The sequence below is a fragment of the Vreelandella sulfidaeris genome, from assembly GCF_042429665.1.
Taxonomy (GTDB): domain Bacteria; phylum Pseudomonadota; class Gammaproteobacteria; order Pseudomonadales; family Halomonadaceae; genus Vreelandella.
This window is the reverse complement of record NZ_JBHMAC010000003.1, coordinates 1-23343: the sequence shown is the minus strand read 5'-3', so window position 1 is coordinate 23343 and position 23343 is coordinate 1. Positions and strand designations below refer to the sequence as shown.

The following is a 23343-nucleotide window of genomic DNA, read 5'->3' as shown; positions in this document are numbered from 1 at the left end:
AGTGGCAGGTGATGTAACGCTTGGCGAATCAGGGTGATAGCGACAGGAAAAACAGAATAAGCGGCGGAGAAAGCAGCGACAGCAAAAAGCCACTGACGACCGCAATCGGCACGCAGGCCACACCACCGTGTTGCTGTATGACCGGCAAGGTGACATCCATTGAGGTAGCGCCCCCATAACCAATGGCCAGGGCGGTGTGACGATGAATCACTAGCGGGATCAATATAAAAGCCAGCAGTTCACGGAAAAGATCATTAAAAAAAGCCACTCCTCCCATCAGCGGGCCAAGCTGGTCACCAATCAGAATCGCCGAGAGGGAGTACCAGCCAAAACCAGCCGCCATGGCTAGACCCTCGTTCCAGCTCAGCGAGAGCAGCGGCGCGGCGATAATTCCAGCGAGCAGCGAACTCAACGCCAGCGTCACCGCCATGGCCAGCCCCATCCGATTGAGCAGGATTTGCCTCAGCGGCATGCCGGAGTTACGCAATTGGCAGCCAATCAACGCGAGCAATACATACAGCACGCCCTCCGCCAGCGCATCGGCTGTGCTGAAAAGGCCGTCTCCCACCGATGGGCCCGCCAGCAGACCTGCCATGGTACCGCCCGCGACCACCACGACTAGCAGTAAAGACCCACGCATGGCGGCCAGCTTGCTGATAGGGGCATTTTTCACCACCGGTGAGTTGCCTGCCTGAAGCGTTAAACGGCGCGATAACCACCATAGCGCCGCTAGATTAAACAGTGTGGTAATACTAAACAGCACAAGCGCATTACTGCCCAGGCGCGAGAGCTGACTGGAGAAGTTTTCAAGGCCGGCAAGGCTTATCCCCATCAGCAGTAATATCAGATACACCGAGCCGTTAACCGCCTGGTTGATCAGCCGTAATAACGGTGTGGAACGCACCCGAACCAGATAGCCCAGGACGAGCGGTAGTAGAACGATTAATAAACCCGAAAGCATTTAGGGCGTCGCGCCCCCATTAGGTGTGAACTGAGTCAATGTTAACCGTGTTTCACGGCGCCCCTCTTTTTCATAAACCGCCGAGAGAATTAGCCCAGGCCAATCAGGATGAAAACTGATGTTAAGCACGCGATCAGGTTTTTCAGCATCCATCAGCGATACGTTGAGCGCCTCGAAGTCGCCTGCCGGTACGCTGATGGTAGATGGCTCCGTCACGTAGTATTGGAAGTGCTCATCACGCCCTTTATGATCGACAAACTCGATGTCACAAGGAGCTTGCTGGGTACAGTCTTCATGTCCTGCTCGCCGCGATAGCTCAAACAGAGCCGTTTGGCGGTCCAACGTGGGTATTTCTCGGTCGCTTAACTGATAACTATCGCCTACGCCCAGCACCGAGTAGCTGCTGCTATAGAGCAAGGCATGGGGCTCATCGTCATTTAACGAAAAACGGCTAAATTCCTGCCCCCGAGCGACGGCAATTGAAAAGCTCATATCGCTTAACCAATGATTACCTTCATTAGAAAGGCGGTGGGTAATGGTCGCTCCAGGCCAGCCGCGTACCTCTAGCCGATAGTTGGCTTCAAAGGGTTGGGGAGCTTGTAGCGTGTCTGCGGCAATGGCTAATTCACTTGCGCAGAGTGCGGAAGCGCTCACGCCCACTGCTGTTAATGTTCGACTAGAAAATCTTTTAAAAACAGTATGCAAGGCTCTATCTCCCTCAATCGATGTCTTCCTAAGAGCCTTTAGTCTGTGCTTGGTTCCCGGCGAGCTAGTATAGCCCAGGGGGTAACGCGACGTCAGTAACCAGCATCCGGGTCAACGGTGGTGACCTGTTCACCTGCTTCAAAGGCCTGGAGATAAGCGATGACTTGATCAATGGCAGCGTTAAGCGGAGTGGGTGCCGCCATATGGGGCGTCACTATCACGTTAGGGTGCTGCCATAGAGGATTATTCGCGGGCAGCGGCTCTTCATGGAAAACATCCAGCAATGCTCCCCGCAAGTGCCCCGGTTGGTCTGGGCTTCCCAGCGCGTTTAGCAGAGCCTGTTCATCAATTAAACTGCCGCGCCCAGGGTTGATGATGCTGGCGCCTTTGGGCAATTGGGCCAAACGCTGAGCATTGATAATGTGTTTAGTAGCGTTCGTGTCGGGGAGGATAGTGATGAGGCTTTGCACTTGGCCTAGTAGGTCGCTTAGACCGTCATCGCCGTGAAAGCAACGAATCCCACTAATCTGTTTGGGAGAGCGGCTCCAGCCGAGTACTGGAAACCCTGCCTGCTGTAGTGCACTGGCTACAAAACCACCGATCGCCCCCAGACCCAGTACACCGACCGGCCACTGGGATTTTTCCACTAGCCGGTGTGGTTGCCAGGCAGCGTCATGCTGCTGCTGCGCATAGCGATCCATGCTGCGGTAAAAGTGCAGAACGCCATATAGGGCATAATCCGCCATTGAGTCGCCCATGCCTGCGTCGCGTAACTTTACGATTGGCACGTTGCGAGGCAGTCCAGGAGTGTTAAGCAGGTAATCGACGCCAGCGCCTAAGTTAATGATGCCTTTTAGTTGCGTCTGTTCGCTAAGCAAGTGGGAAGGGGCTTTCCACACGGCGAGGTAGTCAGCGTTTTTTCGCTCATCGGCAGGGGCGTCACTGGTCATGACGTTAGCGTGAGGTAGCGCGTCTGACAGCGCCGCTTGCCACTGTGCTGCGTCATCGGTATGTACGACAATTTTCATTTTTGCCTCCGGTGTTGTCGCTGGATTGTGATTAATAACTATCATGGGCGAGGTAAGGTGAGCGTTGCAAGAGAGGCAATGCGTACGGCATGACGACGCTGTCGGGTAATGAATGGCCACGGCCTTAAACGAACAAGCGTGTAGCTGCATGTGGTTAACAACTATGCGCTTTTGCTCTTTTTTTGAGTAACTTTTGTTATAAAGCCTTTGACCGTGAGCCAAGGGGGAGTGCTAGTATCGGGTTAAGACGACATTGGCGGGCCTGCTGCAAGCGCGGCAGATGCAACCCCGACGCCTGATCGGTGGTGGCCAGGTCGATCCTGTGGCCCAGCGTGGCATGCCGTTTGGCAGCATGCTGGTTCTTGGTGATCTTTAATGGCGAGTTGCCCGATGACTCAGGTTTCCCTGCCTTTCACTCGCGAAGAGTACGCCAATCGCCTGTGGAAAGTGCGTGCTGAAATGGCCAGTCGTGGTATTGACGTATTGATCGTCAGTGACCCTTCCAATATGGCCTGGCTAACCGGCTACGACGGTTGGTCTTTTTATGTGCATCAGTGTGTGCTGGTGGGTCTTGAAGGCGAGCCGGTATGGTTCGGGCGGCGCATGGATGCCAACGGTGCTTTGCGCACCTGCTGGATTGACCCAGACAACATTACCTACTATCCGGATTACTATGTACAGAATCCGGATATGCATCCCATGGAGTACCTGGCTCAGTCGATTATGCCGGATCGCGGTTGGCATCTCGGCGTAGTGGGTATGGAAATGGATAATTACTATTTTTCCGCCAAAGCCTACCTAAGTCTTCTGCGTGAACTGCCCCATGCGCGCTTTATGGATGCCAACGCGCTGGTGAACTGGTGCCGGGCAATCAAGTCCGAGCAGGAAATTGCCTATATGCGCATTGCCGCCAAGATCGTTGAGGGCATGCATTCGCGCATTCTTGAGGTGATCGAGCCAGGCTTGCCCAAGAGCAAGCTGGTATCGGAGATTTATCGCGTTGGCATTGAAGGCTTCGTGGATGGGAATGGCAAAGTATTTGGTGGTGATTATCCAGCCATCGTGCCCATGCTGCCCACCGGTAAGGATGCCGCTGCTCCCCATCTTACCTGGGACGACACCCCGTTTCGCAAAGGGGAGGGCACCTTCTTTGAAATTGCCGGCGTGTTTAAGCGCTATCACGCGCCGATGTCTCGTACGGTCTATCTGGGGACCCCGCCGACCGATTTTATCCGCGCTGAATCGGCTCTGCTGGAAGGCATCGAAAACGGTCTCGCGGTTGCCAAGCCGGGTAATCGCACTGCGGATATCGCCATGGCGTTGGGCGCCGCCATGGATAAATATGGTTTTGATCGTGGCGGTGCTCGCTGCGGTTATCCGATTGGTATTTCCTACCCACCGGACTGGGGCGAGCGCACCATGAGCCTCAGGCCCTCCGATGACACCATTTTACAGCCCGGTATGACGTTTCACTTTATGCCGGGGTTATGGGTCGAGGATTGGGGGCTGGAAATTACCGAGAGTATTTTGATTACCGAGGATGGCTGCGAAACGCTGGCGAATTTTCCGCGCCAGCTGTTTGTTAAGTAGCGGTTCACTTCAGTAGCTATCCGTAAGTTAAAGGAATTTGTCATGACGATGCGACCAAGCCCGATTTCCGCCACCGTTGATTTTGACGCCGAGGGCGTACAGCACGGCTTTCTGAAGCTGCCGATCTCGGTGGACGAGTCCGCCTGGGGGGCGGTAATGATTCCGGTAACAGTGGTTAAGAACGGTGAGGGGCCTACGGCACTTTTGACCGGGGGTAACCATGGTGATGAGTACGAAGGCATTACCTCGCTGCTAAAGCTCTCTTCGTCACTGAAAGCGGAAAACTTGACCGGGCGCGTCATTATCGTCCCCTGCATGAACATGCCGGCGGTAATGGCTGGAAGACGCACCTCACCTTTGGATAAAGGCAACCTGAACCGCAGCTTTCCTGGCGATCCCAATGGCAGCGTGACGCCGCAAATTGCCGATTACTTCACTCGTGTGCTGGTGCCCATGGCGGATGTGGTGCTCGACTTGCACTCTGGCGGACGCACGTTGGATATCCTGCCGTTTGGTGCTTCCCATGTACTGGATAACAAACAGCAGCAACACGATGCGCTGGAAGGTGCAAAAGCCTTTGGCGCTCCTTACGCGATGGTGATGTTCGAGCTGGATGCGGAACAGCTGTTTGACACCGCCTGCGAGCGTCAGGGAAAAGTCTTTGTGGCGACCGAGCTTGGCGGTGGCGGCACCTCAACACCGGAAAGTATCGCTATTGCCGAGCGGGGCGTGCGCAACTTCCTGATCCACTATGGGTTGATGGAGGGCGAGGTCGAGATGCCCGCTGGCGGGCAAATGTATCTCGATATGCCCGATGCGAGCTGTTACGTGCAGAGCCAGCATGCCGGCGTATTAGAGCTGCTGGTCGCGTTGGGTGATGAGGTCAAAAAAGGCCAAACCATTGCCTATGTCTATGACATGACCCGGAGCGGTGTCGAACCGGTCGCTTATCAAGCGGAGCGGGACGGTATTTTGATGGCTCGTCGTGCGCCCTCACTGATCAGTATGGGTGACACGCTAGCGGTGATTGCCGATGTTGTTGAGCGCCTGGAGGCGTAGCATCTGGCATGATGAAACTTGACCGTTACGACCTGAAGATACTTGATATTCTCTCCCGCGATGGGCGAATCACCAAGTCCAAGCTGGCCGAGGCGATTAACCTCTCGGTGAGCCCCTGCTGGGAGCGGGTAAAACGGTTAGAAAAAGCCGGGGTTATCCAAGGCTACAGCGCGCGCATCAATACCGATGTCTTGGTGCCGCGTAACCCCGTCTGGGTACAGATTGAGCTCAAGCAACATAACGCCGAGAGTTTCTCTCGCTTTGAAGCTCTGGTGATGGAAACCCCGGATGTCACCGAGTGCGTGGCGGTAGGCGGTGGGGTGGATTATCTGGTGAAATTTGAAGCCCGCACCATTGATAGCTACCAGCGCCTGATGGATAAATGGCTGGTGTCTGATGCGGGCATCGAGCGCTACTTCACTTATATCGTCACTAAAACGGTGAAGCACGCACCTATCGGGATTGATACCGATGACGTGTTGTAGCGAGTTGCCCTGCCAACGCAAGCTCACCAAAAAAAAACCACTGCCAATCCGCTGTGGACAAAAAAAGTTGTCTCATAAGCCTCGGTTTTCAAAAACTCTTCGTGTCGCTTCTCCGCTAACCTGAAGGCATTCAACGGCAAGGCTAATAAGCGCTTGCTGACAATGTCATAACGTTACGAGAGGCTCCCATGACGTCACTATCGACCACGCTTGCCAAGCGCCTTGAAGATCCACGCTTGTTTCGTCAGTACGCCTACGTGAACGGTAAGTGGACCCACGGTGAAGGTGGCCGCGAAGAAGCGGTATATGACCCGGCAACTAACGAGGCCATTGGCCACATCCCGCTACTGGAAGCAGAGCAGATTACTGCTGCCGTGGACGCCGCCGAGGCTGCCTTTGCGCAGTGGCGGGCGCTGCGCGTCGATGAACGTTGTGAGCGCCTGCTGGCCTGGTACGACCTGATTCAGGCCAACCGGGAAGACCTTGCCATTATTATGACGCTGGAGCAGGGCAAACCGTTGCCCGACGCTCGTGGTGAGGTTGAGTACGGGGCTAGCTTCGTGCGCTGGTTTGCTGAAGAAAGCAAACGTACTTATGGCGAAACCATTCCCAGCCATATCCCCAACGCGTCACTAGGCACCATCAAGGAGCCAGTGGGCATTGCCGCAATGATTACCCCCTGGAATTTTCCGCTGGCCATGATTACCCGAAAAGCAGCGGCAGCGCTGGCGGCAGGCTGCCCGGTGATTGTCAAACCGGCCAATGAAACGCCTTTTTCAGCCCTGGCGCTGGCGGAACTTGCCGAGCGTGCCGGTATTCCTGAAGGTGTCTTCAACGTGGTGCTGGGCGAGCCTGCGGAAGTCTCGAAAATTCTCTGCGCGGAGTCTCGCATTCGAGCCTTGTCCTTTACTGGTTCTACCCGTGTGGGCCGACTCCTGATTGAACAGAGCGCGCATACCGTTAAACGGCTGTCGCTGGAGCTTGGCGGCAATGCGCCGTTTATTGTCGGGCCGGATATGGACCCAAAAGAGGCGGCCTATGCAGCAGTCAACGCCAAGTTTCAGACCGCCGGGCAGGACTGTCTGGCCGCTAACCGCATTCTGGTGCATGAATCTATCCATGATGAATTCGTGGCGGAGTTTACTGAGCGTATGGCGGCGCTTACCGTGGGTAACGGCCTGCTAGGCGAGATCGACCTTGGCCCGCTGATTCACCGTCAGGCGGTCGAGAAAGCGGCCGCGATTGTCGATGACGCGATTTCCAAAGGCGCTACGCTGGTGGCGGGGGATCAAAGTCAGGCGCCCGGCGAGAACTTCTTTATGCCAGTGCTGTTGACTGGAGTAACGCCGCAGATGAAAGTCTGGCGCGAAGAGAACTTTGCCCCAGTCGCCGGCATTACTGCGTATAGCAGCGACGATGAAGTGATCGAGATGGCCAACGACACTGAATACGGCCTGGCAGCGTATATTTATACCCACGATATTCGCCGAATCTGGAAGCTGATGCGTGCGCTGGAGTACGGCATGGTTAGCGTCAACTCAGTGAAAATGACTGGCCCGCCGGTTCCCTTTGGCGGCGTGAAACAGTCGGGCCTTGGCCGTGAAGGTGGTGCCACCGGTATTGATGAGTATCTCGAAACCAAGTACTACTGCTTGGGAGCACTGGGTTCGGTATCTGGGAGCTAGCTGCGCTTCGGCCATACGGCGTTGGATTCCGGTTCGAACATGCTCATTTACAGGACGTAAACTCCGCTGTTCTCTCCAGAATCCGCCTTGTCTGGCCATTGCTCGCAAAGCTCTCCAGCGAAGTGGTAGCCATCATTATTGAACAATCTCCCCAATGCCGGGAGCCTTACTGTACAGAGAGAACGCTATGAGCCTGCATCAGGATCTGATCGAACGTGACCGCAAGGTTACTTTTCATGCCTCTACCCATCTGCGTGATTTTGCTCACGGTGATGCGCCGGGCCGGGTGATTACCGGTGGTAAAGGCATCAATATTGTGGATTTGGATGGCCGCGAGTTTATCGATGGCTTTGCCGGGCTTTACTGCGTCAATATCGGCTATGGCCGTACCGAGGTGGCCGAGGCAATCTATAAGCAAGCGCTGGAACTTTCTTATTATCACACCTATGTGGGCCACTCCAACGAGCCCCAGATCGAGCTTTCTGAGCGCATTTTGAAAATCGCTGGCATGAACATGTCTAAAGTGTATTACGGCATGTCGGGCAGTGATGCCAACGAAACCCAGCTCAAAATTGTGCGTTATTACAATAACGTATTAGGTCGCCCGCAGAAGAAAAAGGTCATTTCGCGGATGCGCGGCTATCACGGCTCGGGTATTGCGTCTGGCTCGCTGACCGGCTTGAAAGCGTTTCATGATCATTTCGACCTGCCTATCGACACCATTCGCCATACTGAAGCGCCGCACTATTACCTGCGCGCCGCCGAGCAGCACGGCATGACCGAACTTGAGTTTTCAGCTTTCTGCGCCGAAAAGCTGGAAGCGATGATCCTTGAGGAAGGCCCGGATACCGTCGCCGCCTTCATCGGTGAGCCAGTACTTGGCACCGGCGGTATCGTGCCACCGCCAGAAGGCTACTGGGACGCTATTCAGCCCGTATTAGATAAATACGATGTGCTACTGATCGCCGATGAAGTGGTATGTGGCTTTGGCCGTACCGGCTCCGATTTTGGCAGCCACCACTACAACATGAAGCCTGATCTGGTCACTATCGCCAAAGGCTTGACCAGCGCCTACCAGCCACTATCCGGGGTGATTGTGGGTGAGACGGTATGGCAAGTGCTTGAGCAAGGCACCGGTGAGTATGGTCCTATCGGCCACGGCTGGACCTACTCCGGCCATGCGTTGGGTTGCGCGGCAGGCTTGGCGAATCTGGATATTATTGAGCGTGAAAATCTGGTCGGTAATGCTGCCGAAACCGGCGGTTACTTTCAGCAGCAGTTAAAAGCTACTTTTGAAGGTCATCCGCTGTTGGGCGATGTGCGTGGGGTTGGTCTAATGGCCGCTCTGGAATTTTCACCGGATGCCAAGCAGCGCCTTCACTTTGATCCTGCGCTCAAGGTTGGCCCGCGTGTGGCAGCGGCGGCCATGGAAGAGAACCTGATAGCCCGCGCTATGCCCCAAGGCGATATTCTGGGCTTTGCGCCGCCGCTGACGATTAATCGGAGTGAAATTGACGAGATGATTGGCCGCACCAAACGCGCCATCGACCGCGTGACGGATGAACTGACGCGCGCTGGCGACCTCAAGACCGGTCAGCAAGAAGCTGCCTTTACTGTGTGAGGGCGGCCGCTGACGCGGCTAAAAACGTTCATTACTAAAAACGCTCACTGTTAAAAACCATGCCCGCTAACCTAGCGGGCATGGTTGTATTCGAGTATTCATAACGGTAGCAGGCGCTACTCAATACATTGATTGGAGGTTTTGGTTAAGCCCACTACGCTTAACATCATTGACCACTGGAATGCGACAGGAGTAGGCAACGATGCAACCGGTATTGGCTTTTGATGTTTACGGCACGCTGATTGATACCCAGGGCGTCAAAATTGAGCTAGAACGACGCCTAGATGATGCTTCCCAGGCCGCAGAATTTGCGCGTCGCTGGCGTGATAAACAGCTTGAGTACAGCTTTCGTCATGGGCTGATGGGGGCGTATGTGCCGTTTTCAGAATGTACCCGAGAAGCGTTGGTGTTCGTTGACCGTGCCTTACAAACTGGCCTTTCGGATAATGATCAAGACCATTTATTGGCGGTCTATAGTGAGTTATCCGCCTTTGACGATGTGGTGCCAGCCCTTGATCAACTGCGCGATGCAGGCATACGCTGCGTGGCGTTTTCCAACGGTACCGCCGAGGCGGTTTCCTCGCTGCTCACTCGTGCGGGCGTTGAGGGACATATGGACGACGTCATCAGTGCCGACGAGGTAAAACGCTTTAAACCCGACCCCGCCGTCTATTCGCATCTGCGTAGCCGCTTAGAAACGCCGCCAGAGCAGACGTGGGTGGTGTCAAGCAATCCCTTTGATGTCATTGGCGCCACTCACGCTGGGTTACGCAGCGCCTGGATTCGGCGGTCGTCAGACGCACCTTTCGACCCGTGGGGCATTGAGCCCACGATGACGGTGGCAGACTTGGAAACGCTGGCTGAGCGTATTATTCGCTAGCTTGTTAAGCGCCGTCGACAGGCCGCATAATGACGTACGCTCAATGATTCAAGGTATTACCATGTCAGAAAAAATTTATTGCATCGCAGGTTTTAAGCCCAAGCCCGGCAAAGAAGAAGCCGTGTTTAAAGCGCTTCAGTCTCTAGAGCCCAACACCCACCGTGAAGATGCGTGCATTCACTACACGGTGACGCGTCAAATCGATAATCCTTTTGCTCAAGGTACTGGCTACCCGATTGTCTTTCATGAAATCTGGGCGAGCCGAGAAGAGTTTGAAGCACACTGCCAGCGCAAGGAAATCCAGGACTTTTTTGCCCAGCATGTTGAATCACCCGATGGCGATATAGAAGATGCCAATGTCTGTGTTTACACCGACGAGCCGTGGAATTTTGATGCGCCCAAGGTATAGCTTAAGGGTGTACAATAGTGCGGAATAGATAAGCTAAGCGCAGAAGGAGCCAATATGACCGAGCAAAAGATGAACGTCGAAAGCTTTAACCTGGATCACACCAAGGTAAAAGCACCGTACGTACGGTTAGCCGATATTAAAGAAGGCCAGAATGGCGATCGTATCCACAAGTATGACCTGCGTATCTGCCAGCCCAATAAAGATCATATGGAGATGCCTGCGCTGCACTCCCTTGAGCACCTGATGGCTGAGCTGTCTCGCAACCATACCGATAAAGTCGTGGATATCAGCCCGATGGGCTGCCAAACCGGGTTTTACATTGCGATGATCAATCACGACGACTACGACGACGTGCTTGCCATCATCGAACAAACGCTGAACGATGTAGTAGTGGCGACTGATGTCCCTGCCTGCAATGAAATGCAGTGCGGCTGGGCGGCAAGCCACAGTCTGGAAGGCGCTCAGAAGCTTGCCCGTGAGCTACTTGCCAAGCGTAGTGAATGGACAGAAGTGTTCGCTTAAAGCTTTTTGAAAGTGTCTTTACCATCAGTCCAACGCCTCCTGCGGGAGGCGTTTTAGCGACTGGTGTGAGGATCTAGCGTAAAGACCCCCGCCTTCGACTGTCTATTGACCACTTGAGGGCAGGGTGGGTAATTGCTCGGGGCTGTGAGGAACAGTTCTTCGAGAAACAGTTCTGCGACAAACAGAAGGGGAACGCGGTCGCGGTTCTTACTGTCTTATTGCTAAATGATCTATAGTGAATTTTTTAAAGGTGGTTTATGGTATTAAAACTTTGAGTTTTTAAAACGTTAAGGTTTTAAAAATTTGTTTTAAAAATTGATCACCCGCGAAGGAGGCAGCATGTCATTACGTATTAACGCAGTGGTTCCCGATTTTGAAGCACAAACCAGCCAGGGGCCTATTCGCTTTCATGAGTGGATTGGCGACAGCTGGGCCATTCTGTTTTCGCACCCGAAGGATTTTACCCCCGTTTGCACCACCGAGTTTGGGGCGGTTGCAACGCTTAGTGAAGAATGGAAAAAACGTGGCACCAAGGTAATCGGTGTGTCGGTAGACGGGGTTGAAGACCACAAGCGGTGGGGCGATGATATCCAAACCGTTAGCGGCAGCGATGTTGATTTCCCGATTATCGCAGACGATGGGCTCAACGTTTCCAAGCTATACGATATGCTGCCTGAAGATGCCTATTTGCCTGATGGCCGCACACCTGCGCACAGCGCGACGGTGCGTTCGGTATTTATTATCGGGCCCGATAAGCAGTTGAAGCTATCCATGACGTATCCCATGACCGTAGGGCGTAACTTTGCTGAAATTCTACGCGCCCTGGATGCGCTGCAAACCACGTCTAAACACGGTGTTGCCACGCCGGCTGATTGGACGGTGGGTCAGGATGTGATCATTCCACCAAGCGTGTCTGATGCTGATGCTAAGCAGAGGTATGGCGATTACGAAACCGTCCTGCCTTATTTACGCAAAACCTCCTTGAAGTAAATAGCTAAGCGAACGAACAAAAGCCAGCGACACTCTTGCTGGCTTTTTAATCGCTCATTAGGCGGATTCCAGCGCTAGCTGTTCAATCGAATTCGATACACTGCGCGCTCCGGTGAGTATCTCGTTGACGATCGTTTCAATTTCTCCAACGCTGGTTTGGCTTGATTTACCTTGCTTTACTACCTGCTGCATGGCATGGGTCGTACGTTCTACCAGTGCATTGTTCTCTTTCAGCACCCGTGTAATCTCATCGACTGCTTCGCTTGAGCCTTTGGCTAAACGACGTACTTCATTGGCAACGACGGCAAACCCTCGGCCCTGTTCCCCGGCGCGAGCCGCTTCTACCGCCGCATTGAGCGACAACAGGTTGGTTTGATTGGCAATACGGGCAATCGACTCAGTAATGCTGTTGATACTTTGTGCCTGCTTATTAAGCGCGGCGATTAACTGCTGTGCCTCGTTTAAGGTGTCGGCGGCTTGTTTGGAATCGCTCATAACTCGCTGCAAATGGTTGAGCCCGTTTTGAGCAATCTGCTCTGTTTGCGAGGATGTACTTTGGGCGGCAGTGACGGCACGTGTGGCTGAGTCTGCAGCTTCAACTGAGCGGGTGATATCCGTCGCAAATTTGACAACCTTGACAACATTGCCAGTGCTATCTTTGATCGGATTATAGGTAGCTTCAAGCCAGACGCTATGTCCACGAGAATTCAGCCGTTCAAATTTACCTTGCATGTACTCCCCCTGAGCGAGTAATTCCCAGAAGTGTGGGTTGGCTCGGGAAAAGTCGGTAGGGCAAAACAGTTGGTGATGGGCACCCACTAGTTCTTCGTTGCCATATCCCATGGTCTTTTCAAAGTTAGTGTTGGCATTAAGTACTTCGCCGCTTGGGGTAAACTCGATGACTGCCATGGAGCTATCTAATGCTTCTAATACGGCATTTTTACGCTCTGCTTCTTGATGCACAGTCGTAACGTCATTAGCGATCTTGAAGACCGATACTACCTTGCCTCGGCGATTCTTGACCGGTAGATAGGTCGCTTCCAGCCAGATCTCCTTACCCTGTGCGTTTGCTCGCCTAAAACGGCCCTGTTGACTATGGCCTGCAGCGAGGGATGCCCAAAAGGCCTGATATTCACGGCTAGCGGTCTGTTCAGGAAAGCAGAACATGCGGTGGTGTTGTCCTTTTACCTGCTCAAGACGATAGCCTACCGTGCTCAGAAACTGTTCGCTGGCATCTTTGATGATGCCTTCTGGTGAAAAAGAGATGCAGGCAGTATGTTCAAAAACTGCACTCTGTAACCCAACGGTGGTTAATAGCTTGAGCATAAAGAATCCTTTTGTTTGGGCGTTAATGCTTTGTGTGCAAGGTTGATTGAGTAGAGATTAGTGGAATCCCGCTTGGGAAACATCCCCTTGGCATCAAACGTCACAAAGTGTTGCAATTGAGGGGCTAATCTTGCAGGTAGGTTTGAAATTAATATTTAATAATCAAAGAGATGTATTTTTCCTCGGCTTAAGTAGGCTTAAGCGTCGGGCACAAAAAAGCGCCGGCCCGATGGGAGGCGCGAGGCTTTTTTGAACATCAATATTGCGAAGGATGGCGAGCGAGAGAGCCGCTACTTACCGGTTGGGGGATGTTTCCCACACATCCTGCCATTGCCAGCCATTCTTATGAACGTAAGCCGCCAAGAGTTTCTGATAAGGCAGTGACGCCAAATAATCGTGCATTTCCTGGCTCGTCTTATCCACACCCGGAAGTTCCACATACGCGTTTAGCATTGGAATAGGCGGGGCAGCATCGTCAGGATTGATGAAGGCACTACCAAGCGTATCCATAAACTGTTCAAGCACTTTGCGCATGATTAACAACTGTTCAAGCGTCGTGGATTCAAGCCGAGGGCAGGCATAGCAAATCAACGCGACTACTTGATAAAGCCGTGCGATAGCTAACGACAGCGACTTGCTGCCAGTTTCGCTGTGATAATAGTGCAGTATGGGGTAGGCGAGGTGCTGCTGTCCCAAGGTGCTGATAGATTGCTGTAGCGGTTGGAGTTGGCTGGTGAGCGTGTTGAATTTTCCAGTGTCGTGAGTCGTCGCGAGAATTTGCCACGGGCTTTCTCCAAGCGCACTGACCGTTAAGGCGGTATGGCGTTTCTGGATAACGTTGGTAATGATATTGAGAATATAGGTAATCGATAGCGTGAACAGGAAAAAACCGTTTGCCGCTGCTAATACTGGCGGAAATCGCCATCTCTCAGTACCAGCAATAAAGTCGCCATAACCCAGGGTTGTGATGGTATAGCCGGCATAGTAGGCGCGTTCAACGATGCTGGCGGTGGCGTTTGTTGAGGAATCAACGACGGCTTGTGCTGAACTGCAAAAGAGCAGGAACCATCCCAGCCATGCGAACTGGAACCACGCCATCAGTAGCGTTATGGTTATCCATGGACCCGCGGATGACAGCATTTTATGGCTTTTATGCTGACGGTGTAGCATCAGCAATACAGACCAGATACCGCTTACCAAACGGTTAGTGAGAGGGCCGCCGACACTCGAAACGGACAGCGTGGTGCGAATGGCATCGTAAGCTACTAGTAAAATGAGTAGGGTTCCAATGAGGCCTACTAACGTGCTGCCGATCATGTTGAACGCTCCTGTGTTCAATACTTTCCGCTGACATCCTAGTCGTTAACCCATCAACAGTATGGCTATTCCCGCTAGATATAAGCCGATGATTGATATGCTCTCAAAACCGATACGGCCCGGTCCCTGCTCTTGACGCTGCAGTAATCCCAGCATCAATACCCCGGTCATTAGCACGGTGATGGCAACCCACAACATTACATGATCGGGCGTTACATGATAAATAGAGCCCTCTCGATAAGCCACGTCCGAGACGGCGGCAAATAGAGTATCAAAAGCGTTGCCCCCGATGATGCCAGCCACTGCAAGGGTTAGCGCCCCACGGCGTACTGCTGCCACCGTCGTTACTAGTTCTGGTAGTGATGTTGCTACCGACGTAAGCAGCACGCCAACAGCCGCCTGGCTTAGCCCCGTTTCGACAGCAATCACGGTAGCGCTTTTTTCTAATAACCAACCCATGGCACCAATAGTAATAGCGAAGCCTAGGAAGCTAAGCCATAAACGTACTAATGATAGTTTTCCAGACGCTTCGTCGGGTTCATCCTCACGTGTTTCATGGGTTTTGGCTGGGTTCCACATCGGATGCTGTTGGGAGCTTTTAACCAACCGTAAGCCGAATAGGTAAGCGATAAACAATAGCGGGGTAACAGGATGCACGTGCCAAATTGTCCAGTCAGGAGCAAAGCGCCCTATCAGCAATAAGCTGAGTAAACATAGCAATAGGGCTGCCTGTATTATGTTTCCTAACGAGGCGGCTGCATGCTCTAAGTTGGCACGTCGGTGCGCTATATCGGCAATGGTTAAAAATAGCGTCTGAACAGCAATGCCACCCAGAGCATTACTCATGGCGAGTTCTGGCTTGCCAGTCCAGGCGGCGGTGACTGATACGACAATACCCGACAATGAGGTGGCCATGCCAAGCAACACGGCACCAGCAATGGCTTCTCCCAGCCCGGTGCGGTCGGCTATTTCATCCACGATTCCGGCCAGCTTGGTACCCACGAAACCAATAACGGCTGCGCACATGCTAAACAGCACTAAGGCAATGGTTAACGACATGTCATCAAGAAACGTGAACATTTCATTACTCCGCTAGCGTATTTAATTTCGATATGCCGTTACGTTTAATCTGGTTTAGGGTAAAGCGGGTCGCCTATGCATTGAGATAGTTTGGCGATTTGATGACATCAACCTTCATCTGCTTTGCAGGTTTCTATGATGAAGGTCGGGTAAGCATTACATGAGCATGAATTAATGAAGCCGTCATCTTTGGCAAGGAAGCTCCAAATTGCTCGCGCCGTCTCATCTACTTTAACGGAACATTTTTTCTCATACACTTCAACCAGGCATTTATCACGCCACTCCCTTTTCATCCTCAAGCTCATCTCTAAGCTTGAGAGGGGGCTGAGGAATCTAACCTCATTAAGCCATACCATCATAGTCAAAAAAATGTGTTATTACTAAAGGGAAACTAGCGACTAATGCTTGTGGTTGATGTTTAACAATGATTAAAGATGCTCTGGTTCGAAGATAAATATTTCATTCACGTTATAATTTTATATTGTATTGTGGTTGAAAGATTTTTTTGTTTTTACTGCTCGGTTATTAGTTAATTTCAATTTTTAATGTTTTTTTGATGTTGGTTGAGAATGTAGATGAATGAGATGTTTTTATTGCAACTGGCGTTTATCATGATATTAGCATTTGTTCATGTGACGGCAGGTTGGTTGTTGTGCTTAAGTTTTATACCTCGGAGTGCCTGGTTATCTTTTTCTGGTGGCGTCTCAATTGCCTATGTATTCTTGCATATTTTTCCTGAGCTTGAGCAAGCGCAACAATCACTTGAAGAGTTTAATATTATTTACTTTCTAGAACATCACGCTTACTTTGTGGCGTTAATTGGCCTGTCTTTTTTCTATGGCTTGGAAAGGTTTTTATTAAAGAGAAATCACCCCGCGCCAACAGGCGATAAAGCCAAACCTGGCAAAGGGAGCGGAAAATGGATTTTCTGGCTACATATTGGCTCTTTTTCTTTATATAACGCGCTGATTGGTTACTTAATGGTCTATCGCGATAGCTCTATTTCTGAAGAGTTCTTTTATTTCCTGGCGATGGCGTTCCACTTTTTAGTTAATGATCACTCTCTTTATCACCATCATAACCGGCGTTATCTTCATTATGGGCGCTGGGTGCTTTCCGCTGCTATCATTTTGGGTTGGCTGGTTGGCCTCTACGTAGAGTTAAGTGAGGCTGCAACGGGCATGCTGTTCGCCTTTGTAGCCGGCGGTATTATTCTAAACGTATTGAAAGAAGAACTACCAGAAGAGAGGAATAGCCGCATTCTTCCCTTTATATTCGGTGGGGTTTCTTACTCGGCATTGTTGTTTCTCGGTTAGGCTGACAATGGTTTATAACGTCAAGTGTCATAAAGACAGCAGTGATGAGGTGAGCTAGCGCTAACAAGTATATGAATAATTAGTCATTAAATTTAATAAAGGTTGTGTTGCTTAGCTAAGCTGCGGCGGAGAGATGGCGCTTTTCTAACATTGATCGCTGTGTAGTAAAAACGCATTTGTTAAAAAGTACTGTCTAAAAGCTCTGTTTAAAAAGTACTGTCTAAAAAGTGCTATCTAAAAAGGACTGTTTAAAAAGGTCTATGCTGAAAGGGAAAACGTCAAAAGGAGAATGACAATGGCCAGATCCGAATTAGATACCCACTACGTGAATGTCCACGGGCACCGTATTGCCTACCTAGAGCGTGGAGAGGGACCGCCGGTCATTTTACTTCACGGTATTCCTACTTCCAGCTTGCTTTGGCGCAATATCATTCCCGAGCTGGCCAGCAGTCGCCGGGTAATAGCGCCGATATGCTCAATTATGGCAAATCTGACAAACCGCGCGATGCCGATGTTTCCATTCAGGCTCAAGCCAGAATGCTATTGGGGTTCATGGATGCGCTGGGGATTCGCCGTGCCGATATCGTTGCCCATGATATTGCTGGTGGCGTTGCCCAAATTATCGCGGTGAACACTCCTGAGCGCATCAATCGCCTGGTGTTGGCAGATGCCGTCTGTTTCGATTCCTGGCCTATTCCGGAATTCAAACCTCTTCAGGAACCCGAGGCTGAAGAGAAGATGAGCCCACAGGAACTTGAGCAAATGCTCAGGGATTTTCTACCCAACGGTATGCATGACGAGTCTGCCGCTACCCCTGAACTAGCGGATATGATCGTTGAGCCCTGGCAAGGAGAAGAGGGTAAAAGGGCTTTCTTTCGCAACCTGCGCCGGCTAAATCCTGAATACACCTTGGCTATTGCCGATGAGCTTCAGTATTTACCCCATCCAACGCTGATACTGTGGGGGCGGCATGATGCTTTTCAGAAGCCAGAATATGCTAGAAAGTTGCAGAGCACGATACCTCATGCGGAAATTGAATGGGTCGACTCGGCGCACTGGATAACCGAAGAATGCCCTAATGATGTCGCGGCGATGTTGGGCCGTTTTCTAGCTTCTAGCCAGGGCTACTAATCCAGGGCAAACGTCAGAGCCAGTAAGCAACACGTTAACAATAAGGCAGATTCAAGTGGCTGGCGTTATGGAGGTTTTCAATGTTGACGTATCGGAGGTGGTTTAAGCGTGTTCCCATGGGGCGTTATGGATGAAAAGCGACGCGTCAAAGCACTAGGCGCTACAAATGGTAGACTATACTCAGCGCGGTTAGAGGAGCGATACGCTCTGAGCGTTTACGTACTTTCTGATATAAGGCTCTTTTAGCGCATGGAAAATACGTTGTTATTAGGATTCTTGGGAAGCTTGGCTGCCGGGTTGCTGACGGCGGTGGGCGCGTTACCGGTTTTGCTCGGCAAGACACCCAGCCGAGGGTTTCGCGACCTGGCATTAGGGTTTGCCGCTGGCGTGATGCTGGCGGCCTCATTTTTTTCGCTGATTATCCCGGCGCTGGATGCCGCAGAAATCTATTACGCGGGTGGGCCGGTGCCAGCGACGATTGTCTGTGCCGCGATTTTACTCGGGATGGGCGCGATTGCCGTGCTTAATGAGTATTTGCCTCATGAGCATTTTACCCAGGGGCGTGAAGGCCCAGAAGCTGCATCGTTACGCCGTGTGTGGCTGTTTGTGTTCGCTATTGCCATTCATAATCTGCCAGAGGGCATGGCGGTGGGCGTCGGCTTTGGCGCCAATGGGCTAGAGGGTGGTATGCCGCTGGCAATCGGCATTGGCCTTCAGAATATGCCCGAGGGGCTGGCCGTTGCGGTCGCCTTGATGGGCGAGGGCTATTCCAAATGGCGCTCCTGGTCGATCGCTGCACTGACCGGCCTCATTGAACCCATCGGCGGGCTATTTGGTGCCAGTATTGTTAGTGTCTCCCAGATATTGCTGCCATGGGGGCTGGCGTTCGCTGCCGGTGCCATGCTGTATGTCATCAGCCACGAAATCATTCCTGAAACCCACCACTGCGGTCACCAGAAAAAAGCCACTTTTGGCTTGGCAATGGGCCTGGTAATTATGCTGTTTCTGGATGTTTGGCTGGGTTAAGCCTGCGTTAACCGATCACCTCTGCGCCACCATGAGGTTCCGCTTGATGGCACAGGCGGTGGTCGCTAAGTACATCAATAATATGACACTGACCAATGCTGCCCCCGGCGCACTGATTAACCATGCGCTGTAGCTCATCTCGTACTGCGGTGAGTCGTGCAAGTCGCGCCTCTACTTCGGCTAGGTGGCGTTTTGCCAGCATATCAACTTCTTCACAGCGCATGGTCGGGCAATCCGCCATGTGTAACAGCTCTCTTACCGCTTCAACAGAAAAACCAAAGTCCCGTGCATGGCGAATAAACGTCAAGCGGCGAATGGCGGCTGTGTCATAGCGGCGCTGATTGCCTTCATTGCGCGAGGCTGAAGGCAACAGCCCAATGCGTTCGTAATAACGCACCGTTTCGGGTTTGCAGCCTGACTCGCGCGCCAGCTCACCGATACCAATATGTCGCTCATGGGTAGGCTGCGCTAAAGAATGCTCCTTCATCTCTTGAACCTCTAGTAACTATAGGTATTACGCTATGGGTAAGATAGACGAACTTGGAGTTCACTGCGATGAACAACACAACATCCACCACGACTGCATCGACCACCCTACGCGTTCAGGGGATGGACTGCGGCGGTTGTGAACGTAAAGTTGAATCCGCCCTAAAGCGCTTACACCATGTTGAGCATGTTTCTGCTAGCTCCGTCACCGGTTCAGTGCGCTTAACCGCACCGCCTGGAAAAACGCTGCACCAGGCTGAGATTGAATCAACGATCACGGCACTGGGCTATCAAGTGATGGATGACTCAGCGACCGCCGCTGACTCGGAAACATCGCCCGCTTGGTGGCAGTCGCCTAAAGGACGGTTGGTGATCGTCAGCGGTGTATTGCTGGCCCTCGCCTGGGCGCTAAAATTCATTTGGCCTGCTCTGGGCACCTGGCCCTTCATTATCGCGACGGTCGTTGGCCTTGTGCCGGTTGTTCAGCGTGCTTTCCAAGCACTCAGGTTGGGCAACCCGTTCACCATTGAAATGCTGATGAGTATTGCCGCGCTAGGGGCGCTTGCTATCAATGCCGCCGCCGAAGCAGCCGTGGTGGTATTTCTATTTGCGGTGGGCGAGATGCTGGAAGGGGTTGCCGCTGCCCAGGCACGCCGGAGTATTTCAGCACTTTCTCAACTGACACCTTCCACGGCACGACTGCTGGAACAGGGTGAAGTGCGCGAGGTGTCTGCAACATCGCTTGTGCCCGGTCAGCGGGTGCAGGTTCGCCCCGGCGACCGCTTACCTTGCGATGGCAAGATTATTGCCGGCAGCTCGTCAATCGATGAATCCCCGGTCAATGGGGAGTCGGTGCCGCGCGAGAAAGAAGAAGGAGAAGCGGTGTTTGCCGGTACCGTAAATCTAGACGGTGTGCTTGAGGTCGAGGTGACCCGTAGCGCCGAAAATAACACCATCGCCCGGGTGATTAAGCTAGTAGAAGAGGCCCAGGCCTCTAAAGCACCGGTGGCGCGCTTTATTGATCGCTTTGCGTTTTTCTATATGCCCGCCGTGGTTGGGGTGGCGCTATTGGTCGCTATTGTACCGCCACTGGTGTCGCCCATGGTGTGGTCGGAGTCCATCTACCGCGCGCTGGCCCTGTTGTTGATCGCTTGCCCCTGCGCATTGGTGATCTCCACACCTGCGGCGATTGCGGCCGGGTTATCTGTAGGCGCTCGCCATGGGCTATTGATGAAAGGCGGCGCAGTACTCGAGCAGTTAGGTAAGCTCAAGCGCGTTGCCCTGGATAAAACAGGCACGCTGACGGCGGGCACGCCCGCGGTCACCGATGTGGAGAGTTTTGCCGCTGACGCCAGCGCCGATGAAGTCGTCCGTCTTGCTGCGGCTCTGGAGCAGGGGTCAAGTCACCCTCTTGCCGTGGCGATTAGTGACTATTTTCAACATGCCGATGCTGGCCAACCAACGACAGCGACGCTTCCCACCGTGCAGGGAGCGCGTGCACTGGCAGGCCATGGCGTGGCCGGGCAGGTGGAAGGGCGTGAGTTGATGCTGGTGAGCCCGCGCTATCTGCAAGGCGTTGCCCACCGCGAAGGCGATGACTTTAAGCGTATAGCGGCGCTTGAAGCGCAGGGCAAGAGTCTTGCAGTGTTGATCGAAATAGACAAAGGATTAGAAACAGGGAAGGGGATAGAAAATGAACGCCTCCTGGGGCTTATCGCGCTGCGGGATGAGCCGCGTGAAGATGCGCGCCAGGGCCTCCAGGCACTAGAGCGCTTGGGGGTGCAAGCCATCATGCTCAGTGGTGACAATGCCAGAAGTGTGGCTGCCATCGGCGGCCAGCTGGGTATTGAGGCCGAGGGCGAGCTGATGCCAGAAGATAAAGCGCAGCGCGTTCGCGAGTGGCAAGCACAAGGGCTTGGTCCAGTAGGTAAGGTGGGTGATGGTATTAACGATGCTCCGGCGCTCGCCGCGGCAGAGATAGGCATCGCCATGGGCAGCGGCACCGATGTAGCGCTTGAAACCGCCGATGCCGCGTTGCTTAAAAACCGGGTAACCGGGATTGCCGAAATGATTGGGCTTTCCCGAGCCACCATGCGCAACGTTAAAACCAATGTGGCGCTAGCGCTTGGTTTCAAAGCCCTGTTTTTGGTTTCGACGGTGATGGGGATCACGGGGATGTGGGTGGCGGTCATGGCCGACACTGGGGCGACCGTACTGGTCACCCTCAATGCGTTGTACCTGCTGCGCTACCGGGTCAATGATGTCTAAGACCAAACAACCCGGATAGCCCTATGCGTACTCGCCTATAAGCACTAGCCCTGTACGTATTCTACCAATGCCTGGGCGAAGGAATCGGTGCTGCCGGTTCCGCCCATGTCGGGGGTGACCATATCTCGACGGGTTTCCAGCACGCTACGGATACCTTGGCGGATGGCGTCACCCTTTTCATTCATGCCCAGGTGCTCCAGCATCTGAGCGGCGGCCAGCAGCAGGGCGCAGGGGTTGGCGATGTTTTTGCCTTCGATATCCGGTGCTGAACCGTGCACGGCTTCAAAGATCGCTGCTTTTTCGCCAATGTTGGCGCCAGGCGCCAGGCCCAAACCGCCGACCAAACCAGCACACAGGTCAGAAAGAATATCGCCAAACAGGTTGGTGGTAATCACCACATCAAATTGGTGCGGGTTCATCACCAACTGCATGCAGGCGTTATCGACGATCATCTCCTGAAATTCGAGCTCGGGATACTCTTTGGCGATCTCCCGCGCGACATCCAGGAACAGGCCCGAGCTTGTTTTGATGATATTGGCTTTATGTACGGCGGTGACCTTTTTACGGCCGTTGTTTTTGGCCAGTTCAAAGGCATAGCGAATGATACGCTCGGAGCCCTTGCGGGTGACCCTGATGACCGAAATGCCGGTATCACCATCGTCGATCATTTCCTGGCCATCTGAAAGGTACGCGCCTTCGGTATTTTCCCGCACCGTGATCATATCGATATCGTCATAGCGCGATTTAGTGCCGGGAAAGCTGATCGCCGGACGTACGTTGGCATAGAGGTCGAAGTGACGACGCAGCTGAACGTTAATCGAGGAGAAGCCCTTGCCAATGGGCGTGGTGAGCGGGCCTTTAAGCGCAATGCCGTGTTTTTCGATGGCATCCAGTGATTCCTGAGGAATCAACGTGCCGTGTTTTTCAAGCGCACCTAAACCCGCGTCGATATGCTCGTAGGTCAAGCCGCAATCTAAGGCGTCGAGTACTCGCAGCGTGGCATCCATAATTTCGGGGCCGATGCCGTCGCCCTTGATGACTGCAATAGATTGGCTCATGTACTGCTCCTCTTTAAACGTCAGGTTCGCGTCAGGCTGGTTCGGCGCCCTTTAGTAAACAAGTGGTGCCGTATCAGCGTGATCAGTGGGACTTAAATAGCGCGTTATTTGCTGGCAATGGTACGCCAAAAGAGAGCTTCTGGGCACCCTGCAAACGGCGTAAGGTAGGAGTAGCCACAGGACGGCAAGGATGCAGATCAAGCAAATGGCTGTTAGAATGCGAGGCTTATTTCACACCAGCAGTGCATGGTGTTTACTAATCGCAAGGCATAACGGCAATGATCTGTTTACCCCTATTTTCTGCACTACCCGCTTCAGGGCTGATGACTCCGCTGACCCTCTCCCCGATAACCGAGCATCCAGACTTGGAAAATCAGGCCTGTGAGTGACTCAGATAGTA

20 protein-coding genes and 1 pseudogene are annotated in these 23343 nt (G+C 52.9%); 13 read left to right on the top strand and 8 right to left on the bottom strand.

Features of this window, described 5'->3' with window-relative positions; all coding sequences use genetic code 11:
• Nucleotides 1-28 precede the first annotated feature (28 nt).
• From ACFFLD_RS01740 to ACFFLD_RS01730, 3 genes are all read right to left on the bottom strand, one after another.
• Nucleotides 29-961, bottom strand: a complete 933-nt coding sequence (locus tag ACFFLD_RS01740) for a lysine exporter LysO family protein (RefSeq protein ID WP_386035750.1) — start codon at nucleotides 959-961, stop codon at nucleotides 29-31.
• A complete protein-coding gene (locus ACFFLD_RS01735) occupies nucleotides 962-1615 on the bottom strand; it encodes a hypothetical protein (protein ID WP_386035747.1) in 654 nt (217 codons plus the stop codon). It lies immediately after the preceding gene.
• Nucleotides 1616-1758: 143 nt separating this feature from the next.
• A complete protein-coding gene (locus tag ACFFLD_RS01730) occupies nucleotides 1759-2694 on the bottom strand; it encodes a 2-hydroxyacid dehydrogenase (protein WP_386035744.1) in 936 nt (311 codons plus the stop codon).
• Between the two features lie 390 nt (nucleotides 2695-3084).
• On the opposite strand from ACFFLD_RS01730, the gene doeA reads away from it, so the two are divergent.
• The 9 genes from doeA (at nucleotide 3085) to ACFFLD_RS01685 (ending at nucleotide 11935) form a co-directional block, all read left to right on the top strand.
• Nucleotides 3085-4284, top strand: coding sequence for an ectoine hydrolase DoeA (doeA, locus tag ACFFLD_RS01725; protein ID WP_386035741.1), 1200 nt, complete (start codon nucleotides 3085-3087; stop codon nucleotides 4282-4284).
• 42 nt (nucleotides 4285-4326) lie between these two features.
• A complete protein-coding gene (doeB, locus tag ACFFLD_RS01720; RefSeq protein WP_386035738.1) occupies nucleotides 4327-5343 on the top strand; it encodes a N(2)-acetyl-L-2,4-diaminobutanoate deacetylase DoeB in 1017 nt (338 codons plus the stop codon).
• Between the two features lie 8 nt (nucleotides 5344-5351).
• Complete coding sequence (locus tag ACFFLD_RS01715; protein ID WP_386035735.1) at nucleotides 5352-5828, top strand: Lrp/AsnC family transcriptional regulator; 477 nt, start codon at nucleotides 5352-5354, stop codon at nucleotides 5826-5828.
• Between the two features lie 188 nt (nucleotides 5829-6016).
• Nucleotides 6017-7513 (top strand): NAD-dependent succinate-semialdehyde dehydrogenase, encoded by a 1497-nt coding sequence (locus ACFFLD_RS01710; protein WP_386035732.1) that lies wholly within the window; start codon nucleotides 6017-6019, stop codon nucleotides 7511-7513.
• Nucleotides 7514-7700: 187 nt separating this feature from the next.
• A complete protein-coding gene (locus ACFFLD_RS01705; RefSeq protein ID WP_386035729.1) occupies nucleotides 7701-9134 on the top strand; it encodes an aspartate aminotransferase family protein in 1434 nt (477 codons plus the stop codon).
• A gap of 202 nt (nucleotides 9135-9336) precedes the next feature.
• Nucleotides 9337-10014, top strand: a complete 678-nt coding sequence (locus tag ACFFLD_RS01700; protein ID WP_386035726.1) for a haloacid dehalogenase type II — start codon at nucleotides 9337-9339, stop codon at nucleotides 10012-10014.
• Nucleotides 10015-10075: 61 nt separating this feature from the next.
• Nucleotides 10076-10423: a putative quinol monooxygenase gene (locus ACFFLD_RS01695; protein ID WP_386035723.1), complete on the top strand. Its 348-nt coding sequence runs from the start codon at nucleotides 10076-10078 to the stop codon at nucleotides 10421-10423.
• Between the two features lie 54 nt (nucleotides 10424-10477).
• A complete protein-coding gene (locus ACFFLD_RS01690; protein ID WP_386035720.1) occupies nucleotides 10478-10945 on the top strand; it encodes an S-ribosylhomocysteine lyase in 468 nt (155 codons plus the stop codon).
• A 339-nt stretch (nucleotides 10946-11284) separates the two neighbouring features.
• Nucleotides 11285-11935, top strand: a complete 651-nt coding sequence (locus ACFFLD_RS01685; protein WP_386035717.1) for a peroxiredoxin — start codon at nucleotides 11285-11287, stop codon at nucleotides 11933-11935.
• Nucleotides 11936-11992: 57 nt separating this feature from the next.
• On the opposite strand, the gene ACFFLD_RS01680 is transcribed toward ACFFLD_RS01685, so the two are convergent.
• The 3 genes from ACFFLD_RS01680 to ACFFLD_RS01670 all read right to left on the bottom strand — a co-directional run bounded on the left by ACFFLD_RS01680 (nucleotide 11993) and on the right by ACFFLD_RS01670 (nucleotide 15658).
• Nucleotides 11993-13261: a methyl-accepting chemotaxis protein gene (locus tag ACFFLD_RS01680; RefSeq protein WP_386035714.1), complete on the bottom strand. Its 1269-nt coding sequence runs from the start codon at nucleotides 13259-13261 to the stop codon at nucleotides 11993-11995.
• Nucleotides 13262-13555: 294 nt separating this feature from the next.
• On the bottom strand, nucleotides 13556-14578 hold the full coding sequence (locus ACFFLD_RS01675; protein ID WP_386035711.1) for a potassium channel family protein: 1023 nt from the start codon (nucleotides 14576-14578) through the stop codon (nucleotides 13556-13558).
• Nucleotides 14579-14623: 45 nt separating this feature from the next.
• On the bottom strand, nucleotides 14624-15658 hold the full coding sequence (locus tag ACFFLD_RS01670; protein ID WP_386035708.1) for a sodium:calcium antiporter: 1035 nt from the start codon (nucleotides 15656-15658) through the stop codon (nucleotides 14624-14626).
• Between the two features lie 575 nt (nucleotides 15659-16233).
• Here ACFFLD_RS01670 and ACFFLD_RS01665 point away from each other — a divergent pair.
• The 3 genes and pseudogenes from ACFFLD_RS01665 to ACFFLD_RS01655 all read left to right on the top strand — a co-directional run bounded on the left by ACFFLD_RS01665 (nucleotide 16234) and on the right by ACFFLD_RS01655 (nucleotide 19131).
• The gene (locus ACFFLD_RS01665) at nucleotides 16234-16974 is read left to right on the top strand and encodes a hypothetical protein (RefSeq protein ID WP_386035706.1); all 741 of its coding nucleotides are present in this window, start codon (nucleotides 16234-16236) and stop codon (nucleotides 16972-16974) included.
• A gap of 289 nt (nucleotides 16975-17263) precedes the next feature.
• Nucleotides 17264-18105: pseudogene (locus ACFFLD_RS01660) on the top strand (alpha/beta fold hydrolase).
• A gap of 249 nt (nucleotides 18106-18354) precedes the next feature.
• Nucleotides 18355-19131, top strand: coding sequence for a ZIP family metal transporter (locus ACFFLD_RS01655; protein WP_386035703.1), 777 nt, complete (start codon nucleotides 18355-18357; stop codon nucleotides 19129-19131).
• 7 nt (nucleotides 19132-19138) lie between these two features.
• On the opposite strand, the gene ACFFLD_RS01650 is transcribed toward ACFFLD_RS01655, so the two are convergent.
• A complete protein-coding gene (locus ACFFLD_RS01650) occupies nucleotides 19139-19618 on the bottom strand; it encodes a MerR family transcriptional regulator (protein ID WP_386035701.1) in 480 nt (159 codons plus the stop codon).
• Nucleotides 19619-19686: 68 nt separating this feature from the next.
• Here ACFFLD_RS01650 and ACFFLD_RS01645 point away from each other — a divergent pair, with 68 nt between their 5' ends.
• Nucleotides 19687-21885 (top strand): heavy metal translocating P-type ATPase, encoded by a 2199-nt coding sequence (locus ACFFLD_RS01645; protein ID WP_386035698.1) that lies wholly within the window; start codon nucleotides 19687-19689, stop codon nucleotides 21883-21885.
• Nucleotides 21886-21929: 44 nt separating this feature from the next.
• Here the strand turns inward: ACFFLD_RS01645 and ACFFLD_RS01640 are convergent, their stop codons facing one another.
• Nucleotides 21930-22943, bottom strand: a complete 1014-nt coding sequence (locus ACFFLD_RS01640) for an isocitrate dehydrogenase (protein WP_386035695.1) — start codon at nucleotides 22941-22943, stop codon at nucleotides 21930-21932.
• Between the last annotated feature and the right edge of the window lie 400 nt (nucleotides 22944-23343).

Bases quoted from the DNA above. Each gene is read 5' to 3' on its own strand.
- ACFFLD_RS01740 (WP_386035750.1), bottom strand. From the start codon at position 961: ATGCTTTCGGGTTTATTAATCGTTCTACTACCGCTCGTCCTGGGCTAT.
- ACFFLD_RS01730 (WP_386035744.1), bottom strand. From the start codon at position 2,694: ATGAAAATTGTCGTACATACCGATGACGCAGCACAGTGGCAAGCGGCG.
- doeA (WP_386035741.1), top strand. From the start codon at position 3,085: ATGACTCAGGTTTCCCTGCCTTTCACTCGCGAAGAGTACGCCAATCGC.
- doeB (WP_386035738.1), top strand. From the start codon at position 4,327: ATGACGATGCGACCAAGCCCGATTTCCGCCACCGTTGATTTTGACGCC.
- ACFFLD_RS01715 (WP_386035735.1), top strand. From the start codon at position 5,352: ATGATGAAACTTGACCGTTACGACCTGAAGATACTTGATATTCTCTCC.
- ACFFLD_RS01710 (WP_386035732.1), top strand. From the start codon at position 6,017: ATGACGTCACTATCGACCACGCTTGCCAAGCGCCTTGAAGATCCACGC.
- ACFFLD_RS01705 (WP_386035729.1), top strand. From the start codon at position 7,701: ATGAGCCTGCATCAGGATCTGATCGAACGTGACCGCAAGGTTACTTTT.
- ACFFLD_RS01700 (WP_386035726.1), top strand. From the start codon at position 9,337: ATGCAACCGGTATTGGCTTTTGATGTTTACGGCACGCTGATTGATACC.
- ACFFLD_RS01695 (WP_386035723.1), top strand. From the start codon at position 10,076: ATGTCAGAAAAAATTTATTGCATCGCAGGTTTTAAGCCCAAGCCCGGC.
- ACFFLD_RS01690 (WP_386035720.1), top strand. From the start codon at position 10,478: ATGACCGAGCAAAAGATGAACGTCGAAAGCTTTAACCTGGATCACACC.
- ACFFLD_RS01685 (WP_386035717.1), top strand. From the start codon at position 11,285: ATGTCATTACGTATTAACGCAGTGGTTCCCGATTTTGAAGCACAAACC.
- ACFFLD_RS01680 (WP_386035714.1), bottom strand. From the start codon at position 13,261: ATGCTCAAGCTATTAACCACCGTTGGGTTACAGAGTGCAGTTTTTGAA.
- ACFFLD_RS01675 (WP_386035711.1), bottom strand. From the start codon at position 14,578: ATGATCGGCAGCACGTTAGTAGGCCTCATTGGAACCCTACTCATTTTA.
- ACFFLD_RS01670 (WP_386035708.1), bottom strand. From the start codon at position 15,658: ATGTTCACGTTTCTTGATGACATGTCGTTAACCATTGCCTTAGTGCTG.
- ACFFLD_RS01665 (WP_386035706.1), top strand. From the start codon at position 16,234: ATGAATGAGATGTTTTTATTGCAACTGGCGTTTATCATGATATTAGCA.
- ACFFLD_RS01655 (WP_386035703.1), top strand. From the start codon at position 18,355: ATGGAAAATACGTTGTTATTAGGATTCTTGGGAAGCTTGGCTGCCGGG.
- ACFFLD_RS01650 (WP_386035701.1), bottom strand. From the start codon at position 19,618: ATGAAGGAGCATTCTTTAGCGCAGCCTACCCATGAGCGACATATTGGT.
- ACFFLD_RS01645 (WP_386035698.1), top strand. From the start codon at position 19,687: ATGAACAACACAACATCCACCACGACTGCATCGACCACCCTACGCGTT.
- ACFFLD_RS01640 (WP_386035695.1), bottom strand. From the start codon at position 22,943: ATGAGCCAATCTATTGCAGTCATCAAGGGCGACGGCATCGGCCCCGAA.